Below are 13610 nucleotides of genomic sequence, written 5' to 3'. Positions count from 1 at the left end.
GGCATGAAAATCAAATTATTTATATTCCTGCTACTCCTATGCCGTTTACCAGCAAGCGCCCAGCAGCTGAAACCGGAAGTACTCAGCTTTAATGAGTTTTTGGGCTATGTAAAGAAGTATCATCCGGCAGCACGTCAGGCAGATTTATTGCTTACTGAAGCGGAGACCAGGCTCATGATGGCTCGTGGCGGTTTCGACCCAAAGCTGGAAGTAGATTTCAACAATAAACAGTTCAAAGGAACGGAGTATTATTCCTTATTTAACAGCAGTTTCAAAATACCAACCTGGTATGGAATAGAGGTTAAAGCGGGCTTTGACACGAATGAGGGCTACTACCTGAATCCACAAAACAAGACACCAGACAATGGTTTGGCTTCCTTAGGGATTACCGTTCCTTTGGCACAGGGCCTGCTCATCAATCAACGGATGGCTGATTTACGCATCGCAAAAATCCAGCTACAGCTGAGCAAATCTGAGCGTCAGTTACAGGCTGTAAATGTGATTTACGATGCCACTACTGCTTATGTGAACTGGAAAAAAGCGCATGATGAAGCACAACTTTACCAGGAATACCTATCCTTTGCAGAAAAGCGGGCTGCGGGAATAACAAAATTGATTAAAGCGGGTGATAAAGCTGCGGTGGATAGTATTGAAGCAAATATTGTAATTAAAAACAGGCAGTTAAATTTAGCTGAATCCCAACTGAAACTGACTAAATCCAGACTAGAACTCTCGAATTACCTCTGGATTGAAAACATCCCCATGGAGCTAAAAGAAACGATGCTTCCGGAAGAGAACCTGGAAAACGTGATTAAACTAGCGCTCAATTTTGAGGATACTGAACCAGAATCGATGGTTTTAGCGAGCCACCCTAAGCTCCTGGCGATGCAGAACAAAATTGAAATACTGGGTATCGAACAGCAATTAAAACGCAATATGTTATTACCGAAACTGGATGTGGGCTATCATTATTTATCGGAGCCTTCTTACCTGAACAACTACCAATCCGGCAACTACAAGTTTGAACTAAAATTCAGCGCTCCGCTTTTCCTTAGAAAAGAACGAGGGGCTTTGAAATTAGCAAAGCTGAAAATCACAGATCAACAGCTCGACCTTAACCTGGAACGGATACAACTTAAAAATAAAATCACTGCGCAGCAGACAGAGATTAAGTCCATTCAACAACAAATTTCCATTACCGCTTCATTGGTCAGCGATTATGAAAAGATGTTGCAATTTGAAGAAAGGCTGTTCCTAATGGGTGAAAGCTCTGTGTTTCTGATCAACTCCAGAGAAAGCAGTCTTGTGAGTAGTAAATTATCCCGTATTGCACTTCAAAACAGGCTCCTGATTTCCGATGTAGCCTTATTTAAAATCAAAGCAAATACGGAATAAGGGTACTTTAGTAATGCATTTTAATCACGATATTATTGGCATGATCCTGTTTAAACATGGTATCTTCAAATTTCGGTGCCGATAATTTAGGGATGAAATTTCTGGAAAAAGCGTAACCTTCCTTAGGAATACCAAGCATATTGGTGTTACATTTTCCATCGTTGTTCTCATCATGATACAAGGCTACGGCATAATCTCCTTTGGGTAAATCAAGGAAAGTAAAAGTCTCCGTTCCTGATTTCACGTCCCTGACCATTGATTTATATTCTTTTCCTTTTTTAATAAAGGAGTCTTTGCTATTGTATAAGCTGACCTGGATTTTCCCTTTCAGCTCATGGATATTAGTCACGGTGATTTTCAAGGGACTCTGTTGCGCAAAACTAACTTGAGCCACAAACAGTAATAGGATTCCAATTAGATTTTTCATAATTATAGGTTTTTGTGTAATTGAAAGATTATAGTTCCTTAAAAAAGCGGGAGGCCATTTCCTTATCTTTATGAAGCAAGGCATTAAAAGGCTCTGATTTCTTGAGCAGGTGCTTTTTGACGGAGCTCCTGAAAACGGAGGCCAAAGTCCTTTTTATAGGAGACACCGAATGTTTTAATTTTTCAAAATAATCCTCCAGCGTATCTCTTCTGAAATGCAATAGTGCTTCCAGCTCATCACCATCCGCATAATATCCGCAGTGGAAATTCTTCTCCGCAAAAGCCTGTTGTGGAAAATCCATTCCTCCGAGTCCAAAAGCTTGAAATGAGCGGTTTAGAAAATCCTCATAGCTGGTACGGCACAAGGCGCCACCACCCAGATTATAGGTTTTACCGGTTAATTCCGTCTGATGTTCAATCCCCTTTACGAAGGCTCTGGCTGTATCTTCAGGCGTCAAAATCTCCATGGAAGTTGCTAAAGGCATGTGGAACATGATACCAGAAGGCTTGTGATTACTTAAACCCATGATTGCGGCCAGGCGAAAAATACAGAACTTGAGTCCACTGTTACGAATCAGCTGTTCAGACTCAATTTTGGTGACCGCATAATGATCTTCCGGACTCGGCGATAAGGCGTCTGTAACTTTAATCCATGGCGTATCTAAACGATCCCCATACACTGAAATCGAAGAGCTATACATAAAAAAAGCCTCCGGCGAATACTGCTTTAAACCCAGAATCAGGTTTTTAGTACCATTCACATTGACGGCATGGGCCATTTCCCGTTTCTCATCAGCTAAGGGAGGTATAATCGCTGCCAAATGAATTAAATAGTCCTTTTCCAGGCAAACCTCTGCTATTTTATCCGGATTGGTAATATCCCCGTAAACCACTTCCACCTGTTTTTCATAAGGCGTTAATAACTTTACAGAATTGTCTGTCTTTTGATCAAAAACGGTGACCTCATATTTATCAGATTGCAAAACCAGTTGCTTTAATACTTCGTAACCGACTGTTCCGGAAGCTCCTGTCAATAAAATTTTCTTCTTCACTTTCATATCCGCTTATTAATTTTGTAGACAAGAATTTGTTTATTATTCCTGATCATTTATTAATAAGCATTAATTATTCCAAAAAATTCAAATTGCAATATTTAAATGAGTCAGCCTCCCTAAATCCTAACCATAATGCCATAAGCCAAACACCAGACTAATCCCAATAATGTAGAGTTCATTCAGCTTATATTTCTTCATTAAAATCAGCGTGATTATGATCCAGATGACGGCTGCAATATCCAGGTTTTGGAAACTGATTCCTCCCGGAAAAACAATGTCCTTTCCCAGGAATAAAGTCAGGTTAAGGATCACTCCTACTACCGCAGCGGTAACGAAGCTGAGTACATTGGTGATTTTGTGATTTCCATGTGCCTTTTCTATGATTGGACCACCTACAAAAATGAATAAAAATGAGGGAAGAAAAGTGTGAAAAGTGGTGAGCAATAAGCCCAGAATACCCATAGAAATGGAGGCATCAAAATGATTATATGCAGCCATAAACCCCACAAAAGCGACCACAATAATCAGTGGCCCGGGCGTGCTTTCTGCAAGTGCAAAACCATCGATCATTTGCATTTTACTTAGCCAGTGAAGCTTGGTAACTGCGTATTGCGCCACATATGGCAATACGGTATAAGATCCTCCAATAGTCAGGAAGGCTGTTTTAGAGAAAAAGAAGGTCAGTTCTCTCCAAAATGCAAAATCACTGGTCAGGTAATACAAAGCGAAAGTTGGCAGGAGCCAAAGCAGCACAAAAACCAAAATTTGCAGGCCTGCACTTTTCCAGCTGGTCCCCGTCCCCGCGGCAACAGAATCTTTGTTGAAATAGTATTCTTTTTCGGGAAGCAGTTCCTGGTTTTTTTCAGCTTGTTTTTGCTGAATCAGATCCGGCCATAAGTAGTTAAATATAATGGCTAGTCCGATAGTTCCAAGGATGATAAACACCATGGAAATATTGAAAAAGAAAATGCAGGAAAAAGCGAGTGTTGCGATGGCAATATGATAAGGTGTGCGAAGTGCTTTTTTCCCGATCCCCAGCAAGGCCACGATAATCATCGAAATCACTGCCGGTTTAAAGCCGTCGAACATGGCAAACATCCAGGGTTGGTTTCCGAAATAAACATAGCATACGCTTAATACGAGCAGGATAAACATGGCGGGTAACACAAAAAGTATCCCTGCTGCTAATCCTCCCTTTCTACCATGCAGCTGTCTGCCCATATAAATGGCCAGTTGCTGAGCCTCCGGGCCAGGTAATAACATACAAAGGTTTAGCGCGTGAAAGAAGCGACTGTCGCTGATCCATTTTTTCCGCTCTACGAGGAATTCATGCATGATATTGATGTGTCCGACTGTTCCGCCGAAGCTGATCCATCCCAATATAAACCAAAATTTTAATGCGTCCTTGAATAAGGGTTTCTCTGTCATGTGTTGTTTTTTCTGCCCATAGCAATGCCCATCCCCGTATTTGGAGGTTTAAAATCAATTGCTAAAATCAGCTAGGTTAATAAATCAAAAGAAGGGCTGTTGTCCGGAATTAGCCGCAGTTTTTGTTCGTTATTTCTTGTTTCTGACGTGAAATTAGGCAAAAACAACGACCTGACAAAGGTATTTGTCACCTAATTTTAGCTGCGATTTAAGGCTAAAATCGAGCCCATAAAGACCGCAAATCCAGTTTACTTGTACCGGAGTAAATCTGTGGTGCGACAATTCAACAGAAGGCTTTATATGAGATAAAACTCAACTAGTTAAACTATGTTAAATAAAAAATAAAACCTGTTCATCCTGGTAGATTAGCTCTACAAACCTAGTTAACTAAACCTGGATGATCCTGCGCTACAAAAACTTACAGCTATTTACAGCCTTTTTATTGGTCAGTTTATTGGTCAGTTCCAGGCTTAAAGCACAAACCAAAGCTCCGGTATACCTGATCAAAGGAAAAGTCCTTGATGAAAAAAAACAGGAACTGATGTATGCCCTGGTTAATTTATATCATTCAAAAGATAGCACGCTGGTCACCGCAACCTTAACCAATGAACAAGGAGACTTTAGCTTTTCCAAAGCTCCGGAAGGCAGCTATCTGATTGAAATAGTATCAATGGGTTATCAAAAGAAATTCCATGGCCCATTTGTAGTCAATCCGGGTTATCAAATGATCAGCATTGAAAACATCCTGATGTTACCGGAAACAAAGCAGTTAAATACGGTGGATATCCTTGCTAAAAAACCATTAATAGAAAGGAAAAACGGAAAAGTGATCCTGAATATTGCCAGCAGCACCATTGCATCTGGCAATACCGCGATGGAAATACTCAGCAAAGCTCCTGGTGTGACGGCCGACAATGAAGGCAATTTCAGTTTAAGGGGAAAAACGGGTGTCAATATCATGATTGATGGCAAGCTGACTTATCTATCTACTACCCAGTTGAGCAACCTGCTTCGCACTACTCCGGGAAGCTCCATTCAGAATATAGAAATCATTTCCAATCCTACGGCTAAATATGATGCCGCAGGAACGGGAGGAATCATCAATATCAACCTGAAGAAAAACAGCAGTTATGGGACCAATGGAAACGTTCAGCTTGGCGCTGGTTATGGCACCTTTTATAAATCTGATATTGGCATCAGCCTCAACCACCGCAGCAAAAAAGTAAATATTTTCGGGAATTACAATTACGCCAACAACAAAGAATATGAAGACCTGTTCGTCAGAAGAAGCACAAAAGCACTGGAATCGGCAACCTATTTCGATCAGGAAGCCAAACAGAACTATTTCAAAAGAAACAATACGTATAAAGCCGGGCTCGACTATTATTTAAACGATCATCAGATCATTGGATTTATGGCGAGTGGTTATGTGAACAATAACAAAATTACAGACCATATCCTGACCAGAATCGGGGCACAACCAGGGATAACCGACTCTACCGTCCTTGGCAATAATCCGGGGAAAAGCACCTTTCGTAATCAAAGCTATAATTTAAATTACAAGGCTGTTTTAGACACCTCCGGACAAGAACTTAATGTAGATATAGACTATTCCAGGATCAAAAACACGGAACAGACAATTTACCAGAGTGAATTTATGAATGCTAATGGAATCGCATTTAAAAACCCTTTGATCTTCCGGAATGCTACCCCTACAAAAATCAATATCCTAGCTGCAAAACTAGATTACTCCTACCCTTTTAGCCCGAAGTTAAAGCTGGAAACCGGTTTAAAAAGTAGTTATGTAAACACGGATAATGACTTCCAATCCGCAAATTTTCAGGATAACAGCTGGATAAATGACCCTGCAAAAAGCAATAGATTTACTTACAAAGAGTATATCAATGCGGCCTATGCTTCGCTTCATAAAACATTTGAAGGAGGGACAAATGTACAAGTAGGCTTACGCACAGAACTGACCCGGTCTGAGGGAAATTCCATCACTTTACAAAGTGTATTAAAACGTAATTACCTGGATTTCTTCCCCAACTTTGCCATCAGTCACAGCTTATCAAAAGATCATGATCTGGGCTTTTCTTATAGTAGAAGAATTGAACGACCGGGCTACCAATCGCTGAATCCCTTTATTTATTATGCAGATTTATATACGCTAGCTCAGGGCAATCCTACACTGAAACCGGAATATGCAAATGCCTTAGAACTGACTTATGGTTATCAAAAGAAAACAAACTTTAGCCTTGCCTATACCAAAACGAAAGATGTGATTGCAACTACGCTGCTGACAGATACCATCAAGAAAACACTGTTATTATATGAGCAAAACCTGGCTTCCAGAAGCACCATCAGCTTCAATATCAACAGGCCTTTTGTGCTAACCAACTGGTGGAGTACCAATAACGACCTGACGCTCTATTACAGCCGATTTTCTACTCCGCAATTGATGGGTGTCCCTTTCAAAAACGGTAAAACCACCTTCATCCTGAACACCACACAAACCTTTCAGCTGCACAAAACCTGGAATGCAGAATTAGCGGCCAACTACACTTCGTCACAAGCCTATGGCACTTATGTAGCTAAACCGATCTATGGAATAGACCTGGGCATCAGTAAATCTTTTGCCAGGGAAAGAGCGAACCTTAAATTCGCAATTAATGATGTGTTTAACACGAGGGAGATCAAGATTAACAGCGCTATTCCTTTACAGGATTATCGCCTTACGCAGAAACAGGAAAGCAGGATTTTCCGGCTGACCTTTGGCTATAGCTTTGGCAGTACGGTTATTAAACCGGCCAGAGAACGCGCTAACAGCTCTGAACTGGAACAAAACAGGGTAAAAACAGGAAATTAAAACGGCTACAATCTTAAAGATGGCAGCTTTCTTTTTTCTTCGGGGAGCTGCTTAAATTCTTTATAAGCATCCATGATATATAATTGAAGACCGGCAACATCCAGACGTTCCAAGGCCTTAAAAGATGGCCGGTACATCACCATAAAGCAATCTAACTCCGCACCCTTTAATGGGCATATTGCCTTTACTGCGGTATTATTGAAACGTTGATCCACTTTTCTTTCAACCAATTCTACTTCCATTCTACGTTTAAATTTCCTGCCGGATTTCCCCTTTTTACTAAAATAACGGAAAGGACTGAAAGCCAGGGGACGGTTAACTCCGGTATTGAAAGCTTTTGCTTCGCGAAAAGCATCCGGATATTCCGCTCGCGGATCGAAAGTTTTCCCACTAATCACTACCGTACTTAAATCATATCGGTTGTGTTGAAGGTAACGTTTAACAGGCCTTAAATTAATCAGAAACAGCGTATCGGGCTTATAGCCCGGCTGAAAAAAGACAAGCACATCATTTACAGTTGCCGGGATTTTAAACTCCCCTCTTTTGTTTGTGACTGCTTTCTGCTGGTTGTTTAAATTGAATATTTCAACGTATTCCTGAAGCTCACGAGTCTGCCAATCGGCTACAGTTCCCTTAATTTCCTGCGCAAACAAGGAGCCGCTGGACAAAAGATAAACGGCTATAAAAACAAAGAGATTACATGATCGGGTTTTTAATTCCATTGACTGCTTGTTTTATTAAAAAACACCACCATATCAAAGTTCTTAGCCATAGACAATTTTTTATTGACCGGGCTACTCCATGACCCTATCATTCTCATTTGAAGTGGCTGAATAAAAAACTCATTTAAAACCGGATCTTTTAAAGCAGTTGGTAACTCAATTATAAAATTGCTGAACTTACATTGCTTAAAATAAAATTCGTACCCTTTATCCGAGTCTACTTCAGGAAAGTAATGCGCCTGAAAACCCAACATTGGTTTGTTCTTTGCCACAAAGACATTGACATAAGCTTTACCATGGTTGAAATCTGTGCCAATTGCAAAATACTTATCCCCGTATTTTTTGTCGAGCAAAGTACCCATTGCAGGAACTCCATATAATTCATCCTTCGCAATATGTCCGTTATGGGCCCATAAAATCAAACGCTGGTCCTTCGCTCCTTCTTTGAGAAAAATTGCGTTTGTAGCCATGTCTACATCCCTCGCTCCGATTTTAGTTTCATAATAGCGATCAACAAGTTGTTGAAGTAGCGTAACATACAACTTAACAGAGGCATTTCCATTGACTTTTTCCAGGTTGTTCAAAGTAACTTTCATTGCTTTGAGGTCTTCCTTTTTTATGTTTTGGTACGCGGCACCTTTAATTCTTTCCAGTAAGATTTTATCTGAGGCTTCGAGCGCCGGAATCACCGTGAGAATCTTGCTAATGACGTTAGAGAAATTTCTTGCTTCTAAGCCATAAACGTGAACTTTATCGGCTTGAGGCTGGCCCTCATTGTACTTTCTTAACCAAACCAACATTTGTCTATTGGTACCAATTAAGGCTGAGCCAGGCAGAGAAAATAAACTGTCCGTCTTACCATTGATGTATTGATCTATATCTTCAACAGCCAGGTAATCACTTTCAAAAGCAATGGCTTTATAGCCCATATTGGTCACAAGAAACCGAACCAGCCGATCCTTGTACTGGAAAACCTCAGCAGTTCCATGAGTAACCTCCCCGAGAGAGATCAATTCCTTCTCTTTTAATGTTTCCTTTAAAAAAGCAAGGTCAGCAAAACTACTATCTGCCTTCAGCGTTTCTATTGGCCGGATCAGGTTATTTAAACTAGGAACAATTTGCGTTTTTTTATCTTGCGAAAACAACTGGAAGGGCGTCCATATGATAAAAAACAAAATAGCGACCCGGGTAATTTTAAAGGATTTCATACGATAGCGGTTATTTTAGTTAAAGTTATTATTCATTCACATCAAGCGAACATTTTTAACTTACTTTAACACAACCGATACCTCAAGCTAGTCTGGCAGCTTCTATACTTCTAAAACCTAAATTGTTTTTAAAAGTATAAAAGCGCCAATAACTGCTCCGATTAAAAAGGCTGAAAATGCAAACTTGATTAAACTCTTCTTTGTCATGCCTCTAATCTAGAATTAATTCTGGTGTTTCTATGAAAAATTCAATGTTCCGACGTACTGCGTTTCCGCAGCAAGTTTCCCATCTAAAGAGACAAAGAAAATCCAGCAATGTAGTGTATCACCTATAAATGATTCGGGCATGGATATTTCTGCCCTTAAATCCGAACGCCGGGGCCCTTCGTGTTTTACACTATGGTCCTTTTCCCGATTATAAACGAGTATATAAGCCAGATCATCTGCTCTGGTGGTGATACTTCTAAACTCTGGCATCTGCCAGTTTAATATAACCGCCTCCCCATTCAGCAATGCTAATTCTGGTTTTACCACCGGATCTATTCCCTTATGAAAACTAAGTTTTAGCTTACTATAATCCATTTGATAATCCGGATAATCGCCAATCACTGCATGTTTCAAATGATAGGCACAGGCCAGATTCATCGGAATAAACCGGTTACCGGCAGCAGTACGGTATCCAATATGAATTAAATCAGAGAACTGTCCCATAAACCGATTTAAAAATTCGAACCTTTTGCGTTGCGCCAATTGCGCTATACTTGCTTTTTTCGTTGTTTTTGCAGGCAGATTTTTAACGATATCTTTACCCTTCCATTTTGTGGCAACTACGTGCCCTACTCTACCTCTGAAGCTACCGAATGCCCCTGGATTATAACTTCCCATATTTCAAATATTTAATATAATTACCAATACAATTGACCTGCATAAACGCTATTGGAGATAGACTGCCGGCTACTGGAAATAAAAGAGATGTACAACTCCATTAAGGCGTTCTTCTTTTCCAGGGTTAACAAGAGCAGATCATTACCGACATGCCGGTTTGCTCCTGCTGTCACATAATTTGAGGTCATAGATTCGGGGAAATAAGCCAGCATCATTACCTGATCTGTCCAATGGGCGTATCCTTCCTCAAATGCCGGATCCCAGCTAAAATTAACCCCATTTCCCAGCAATGAACAGCTGACTTTTTCGGGTATAGGCAAGACTCCGGCAGTCAGTTTCGCCTTACTGAAGTCGACCCCAATATCAGGATACTCTCCTTTTAAAGCATTCTTCCAGTGGTAAACAAAGGCTGGGTTTTGCGGATGTTCTTTATTGAGCCTTGCAATAATTTCATATCCGATTTTGACATATGGCATAACCGGATTTAAAAATTCGGAAGTCACCTTCGTTTTTTGCATCACTGCCAACTGTAATTTACTGCGTGGTTTATCGCTGACTCCAATGGAGCGCGTTACCATTTTTCCATTTAAGGGATAGGAAACTGTCCTAGCTAACTTCCCGGTTGAGAGCCTGTCTCTTGATGTTGCCATAATTAATAATTTAAAAGTTAATACCAAATGTATCTTTAAGAAATTTAATAACACTCAAAAACAGTGTAAATTACCCAAGATTACCCAATTTTACCTCCACTTTACCCAGGATTGCCGAAAATTGCCGGAACTTGCCGGAGATTGCCGCTCAACTGCCGGAATCTGCCGCTCGATAATCCTGACATTCAGTAAAAACGCTGCATAGCTGCTATCGTGATGCTTCTTTTTGAAGGGTTGTTGAAGAAGTGATGAAGGAGTTTTGGAGGGGCACCCTTAAACAGATCTCCTATACATCTTCGGCACTTCTTCATCAATCCTCCAACAACCCCGAATTCTACACCAATTTCAACTAAAGCTTCTCCGGGCAGCATAGCCTTTCCCGACAGGATCAATATTTCAAAAACAAGACTCATTAACACAAAAAAACCCCGGCCATTGGCCGGGGTTTCAAAAAAACTTAATTAAAACTATGGGTTTGTACTGATTTGCATCATGCCCGCATAATTATAAAAATTACCGTTATTCAGGGTACGTGCTCCGCCCCTCACATAATACAAGCTTCCTGGTTTTAGGTTTTTCAGTGTAAACTCATACGTATCATTTTCCACTGCTGCATCAGAGATGGCTTCTGTATTGACCACTCCCAATCCATTCTTTGTACCATCAACATTATAATAGTTATTGATATCCACACCAGCTGTCAATCCTGCAACCACTGCTACACGGGCAATTTTCTGGTCATTTCCAGGGGTACGTTTTGCCTTGATCCGAAGGGTGATGGAGGTCGATGTTTTCGACACCAGCTCAGCACTTACTTCCATATATGGCGTCACTTTCAGGTCTGCCACCACATTTCCCTTAATATTCAAAGAAATGGTATCTCTGTAGAAGAATGGTCCTTCTGCTACTACCTTATAATTTCCGCTAAAGATGAAGGTATTGGCATAACTACCATCCGATTTAATAGAGGAATTGATTGGCTGAGGGTTCTTATAATCCGTTTGATATAGACGAATTTTCGCACCGTTTAAAGTCTGTTGCGGCACATTTTGCCCTGTTAAGGCATCCACAATATTTCCGGAAATCCCGGCATCAGGTGCTTTATAATTGTCCTTTTTACAGGCGGTGCAAAATACAGCTACCGCAAGGGAAAGGTATATAAATTGTTTTCTCATTTGTTTTTCTTTAATACGCGGTTAATACAAAGGATTTTGAATGTAAACAGGCGATCCTTGTGGTACTGGCTCATAGTATAATTTCTCAGGAAAAGTCCTTGAGTTTTTCGGTGCCAGCGCTTTTTCAAACGTATATTTCATCGTATTAGGATTCCCGTTTGCTTCCCACATGATCCATGGGTATAAAGCATGAAACTGCGTATTGTTCAACACCGTTGTGGCTGTTCTCCACCTGCGTAAGTCCCATACCCGGTGATTTTCAAAAGCCAGTTCTACCTTTCTCTCATGTCTGATTTTTTCCAGGCTAACGACAGTAACCGTCGCAATTCCTGCGCGTTCTCTGATCAGATTTAAAGCGGTCATCGCTTCCCCGGTTTTACCCAGTTCGAAGGCAGCTTCTGCATAGTTCAATAAAATTTCCCCGAACCTGAACACCATCCATGGCGTTGTAGAACGACCGTAAGGCACCCGATTTACCGGATCCATAAACTTCTTGATGTAAAAACCAGTTTTAGTAGGATCATTAGTCGTTAATGGACCATCTTTACCGACTCTTTTAAATTCGGATTTTATAGTCGGGTAACCATCACTTAAAACTTCAGAAGTATATTTAACCCCATTATCAATTACACCGCGACGAATTTCTAAGACTCCCCCTTGCCAGGCATCAAAAGGCGTAAGGATTGTAGCAAACATCCTCGGGTCTTTACCGATGAATAGATCGGTTGGTTTATTGTAAACGATAGGATTTCCTGAACCGTCCAATACTTTTAGGATACCCGGACTCCCATCTGTATATTCAAATTCTTCCACCATTTCCAGTGTAGGGTTTGTGGCATTTCCATAATCTACACGGAAGCTTTGTGGCGCATTGTAATAGTCGAAACTATGCGCTTTATCAGGCGACTGAAACATCTTGGTAAAGATCGCCTCTGTAGCTGGTGCGTTTAAGAATAGCTTCTGAAAATTGGTTGCTTTATCAGTATCCCCTTTATAAAGAGAGAACTTCTTTGAATCCATAATCAAGGCTGCAGCGTCCATTGCTTTTTGCCAATAGGCATTCGCTAAACCCGCAGGAATTCCGACCAGGCCATTCAACTGCACCGTTGCATATTTTGCACTGGAAGCCGCGTACAACATCGCTCTTGATTTTAAGGCCAATGCGCCATACTTCGTAATGCGGTTGGCGTTTGACGCATCATAAGACTCCGGCAGATCCGGGATCGCTTCATCTAATTCTTTGGCGATAAAATCGTAAATCTCCTGTTCTTTAGAACGTTGAACTTCTAAAGGAGTAATATCATCTCCTGGCGCATATTGCTGTACACTAGTTACCAAAGGTATTCCGCCGTAGCGTTTTACCATGGCGAAATAATGGAATGCACGAATAAATTTACCTTCTGCGATGAAGCGTTTTTTCTGATCATCAGTGATCAATGCTCCCGGCAATTTCTCGATAAAATCATTCACACGTCTGACACGTCTATAGTCCCAGCCACCATACCAGTTGCCCACAATAGAATTATTAATATCTCCCCATGGATAAGACCGAACCGCTTCATCTGTGGTTGTAGATGCATAACCGGCCTCATTATTGACCGTAGAATCCATGTCTTCCGTCTTCATGTCATTGTAAAGCGTCACGGTAAGCGCTTCAATTCCGCTCAGACTTCCATAAGCTTCTGCTCCGGAAACCAGGTTCTTGGGTTGTCTGTTTAAAAAGTCCTTTTTACAGGCTACAAAACCTGTTGCCATTACGGAAAGCAGGCCAAAATATATTATCTTTTTCATCATTCA

11 protein-coding genes are annotated in these 13610 nt (G+C 40.8%); 2 read left to right on the top strand and 9 right to left on the bottom strand.

What is annotated here, in order from left to right; all coding sequences use genetic code 11:
• Positions 1 to 3 precede the first annotated feature (3 nt).
• A complete protein-coding gene (locus R2Q66_RS18065) occupies positions 4 to 1395 on the top strand; it encodes a TolC family protein (protein WP_316751607.1) in 1392 nt (463 codons plus the stop codon).
• Between the two features lie 7 nt (positions 1396 to 1402).
• On the opposite strand, the gene R2Q66_RS18060 is transcribed toward R2Q66_RS18065, so the two are convergent.
• The 3 genes from R2Q66_RS18060 to chrA form a co-directional block, all read right to left on the bottom strand.
• Positions 1403 to 1822, bottom strand: a complete 420-nt coding sequence (locus R2Q66_RS18060; protein WP_316751605.1) for a DUF2141 domain-containing protein — start codon at positions 1820 to 1822, stop codon at positions 1403 to 1405.
• Between the two features lie 28 nt (positions 1823 to 1850).
• Positions 1851 to 2879, bottom strand: a complete 1029-nt coding sequence (locus tag R2Q66_RS18055; protein ID WP_316751603.1) for an NAD(P)-dependent oxidoreductase — start codon at positions 2877 to 2879, stop codon at positions 1851 to 1853.
• Positions 2880 to 2999: 120 nt separating this feature from the next.
• Positions 3000 to 4304: a chromate efflux transporter gene (chrA, locus tag R2Q66_RS18050; protein ID WP_316751601.1), complete on the bottom strand. Its 1305-nt coding sequence runs from the start codon at positions 4302 to 4304 to the stop codon at positions 3000 to 3002.
• 397 nt (positions 4305 to 4701) lie between these two features.
• Between chrA and R2Q66_RS18045 the strand changes: the two genes are divergently transcribed.
• The gene (locus R2Q66_RS18045; protein ID WP_316751599.1) at positions 4702 to 7173 is read left to right on the top strand and encodes a TonB-dependent receptor; all 2472 of its coding nucleotides are present in this window, start codon (positions 4702 to 4704) and stop codon (positions 7171 to 7173) included.
• A 5-nt stretch (positions 7174 to 7178) separates the two neighbouring features.
• On the opposite strand, the gene R2Q66_RS18040 is transcribed toward R2Q66_RS18045, so the two are convergent.
• The 6 genes from R2Q66_RS18040 to R2Q66_RS18015 form a co-directional block, all read right to left on the bottom strand.
• Positions 7179 to 7895, bottom strand: coding sequence for a hypothetical protein (locus R2Q66_RS18040; protein WP_316751597.1), 717 nt, complete (start codon positions 7893 to 7895; stop codon positions 7179 to 7181).
• Positions 7886 to 9103, bottom strand: a complete 1218-nt coding sequence (locus R2Q66_RS18035) for an erythromycin esterase family protein (RefSeq protein WP_316751595.1) — start codon at positions 9101 to 9103, stop codon at positions 7886 to 7888. The genes R2Q66_RS18040 and R2Q66_RS18035 overlap by 10 nt, the downstream gene beginning before the upstream one ends.
• A 237-nt stretch (positions 9104 to 9340) precedes the next feature.
• Positions 9341 to 9988 carry a DUF6266 family protein gene (locus tag R2Q66_RS18030; protein ID WP_316751593.1) on the bottom strand — a complete coding sequence of 216 codons (648 nt, stop codon included), beginning with the start codon at positions 9986 to 9988 and terminating at the stop codon, positions 9341 to 9343.
• A gap of 20 nt (positions 9989 to 10008) precedes the next feature.
• Positions 10009 to 10638 carry a DUF6266 family protein gene (locus R2Q66_RS18025; RefSeq protein WP_316751591.1) on the bottom strand — a complete coding sequence of 210 codons (630 nt, stop codon included), beginning with the start codon at positions 10636 to 10638 and terminating at the stop codon, positions 10009 to 10011.
• Positions 10639 to 11105: 467 nt separating this feature from the next.
• Positions 11106 to 11813 carry a DUF3823 domain-containing protein gene (locus R2Q66_RS18020; protein WP_316751589.1) on the bottom strand — a complete coding sequence of 236 codons (708 nt, stop codon included), beginning with the start codon at positions 11811 to 11813 and terminating at the stop codon, positions 11106 to 11108.
• Positions 11814 to 11834: 21 nt separating this feature from the next.
• The gene (locus tag R2Q66_RS18015; RefSeq protein WP_316751585.1) at positions 11835 to 13607 is read right to left on the bottom strand and encodes a RagB/SusD family nutrient uptake outer membrane protein; all 1773 of its coding nucleotides are present in this window, start codon (positions 13605 to 13607) and stop codon (positions 11835 to 11837) included.
• Between the last annotated feature and the right edge of the window lie 3 nt (positions 13608 to 13610).

The sequence above is a fragment of the Pedobacter gandavensis genome (genome assembly GCF_032677645.1).
GTDB lineage: Bacteria > Bacteroidota > Bacteroidia > Sphingobacteriales > Sphingobacteriaceae > Pedobacter > Pedobacter gandavensis_A.
The sequence above is the reverse complement of the archived record's forward strand: the minus strand, read 5'-3'. Positions and strand labels throughout refer to the sequence as shown.

Coding starts and splice junctions, on each gene's coding strand:
- R2Q66_RS18065 (WP_316751607.1), top strand. CDS start 4: ATGAAAATCAAATTATTTATATTCCTGCTACTCCTATGCCGTTTACCA.
- R2Q66_RS18060 (WP_316751605.1), bottom strand. CDS start 1,822: ATGAAAAATCTAATTGGAATCCTATTACTGTTTGTGGCTCAAGTTAGT.
- R2Q66_RS18055 (WP_316751603.1), bottom strand. CDS start 2,879: ATGAAAGTGAAGAAGAAAATTTTATTGACAGGAGCTTCCGGAACAGTC.
- chrA (WP_316751601.1), bottom strand. CDS start 4,304: ATGACAGAGAAACCCTTATTCAAGGACGCATTAAAATTTTGGTTTATA.
- R2Q66_RS18045 (WP_316751599.1), top strand. CDS start 4,702: ATGATCCTGCGCTACAAAAACTTACAGCTATTTACAGCCTTTTTATTG.
- R2Q66_RS18040 (WP_316751597.1), bottom strand. CDS start 7,895: ATGGAATTAAAAACCCGATCATGTAATCTCTTTGTTTTTATAGCCGTT.
- R2Q66_RS18035 (WP_316751595.1), bottom strand. CDS start 9,103: ATGAAATCCTTTAAAATTACCCGGGTCGCTATTTTGTTTTTTATCATA.
- R2Q66_RS18030 (WP_316751593.1), bottom strand. CDS start 9,988: ATGGGAAGTTATAATCCAGGGGCATTCGGTAGCTTCAGAGGTAGAGTA.
- R2Q66_RS18025 (WP_316751591.1), bottom strand. CDS start 10,638: ATGGCAACATCAAGAGACAGGCTCTCAACCGGGAAGTTAGCTAGGACA.
- R2Q66_RS18020 (WP_316751589.1), bottom strand. CDS start 11,813: ATGAGAAAACAATTTATATACCTTTCCCTTGCGGTAGCTGTATTTTGC.
- R2Q66_RS18015 (WP_316751585.1), bottom strand. CDS start 13,607: ATGATGAAAAAGATAATATATTTTGGCCTGCTTTCCGTAATGGCAACA.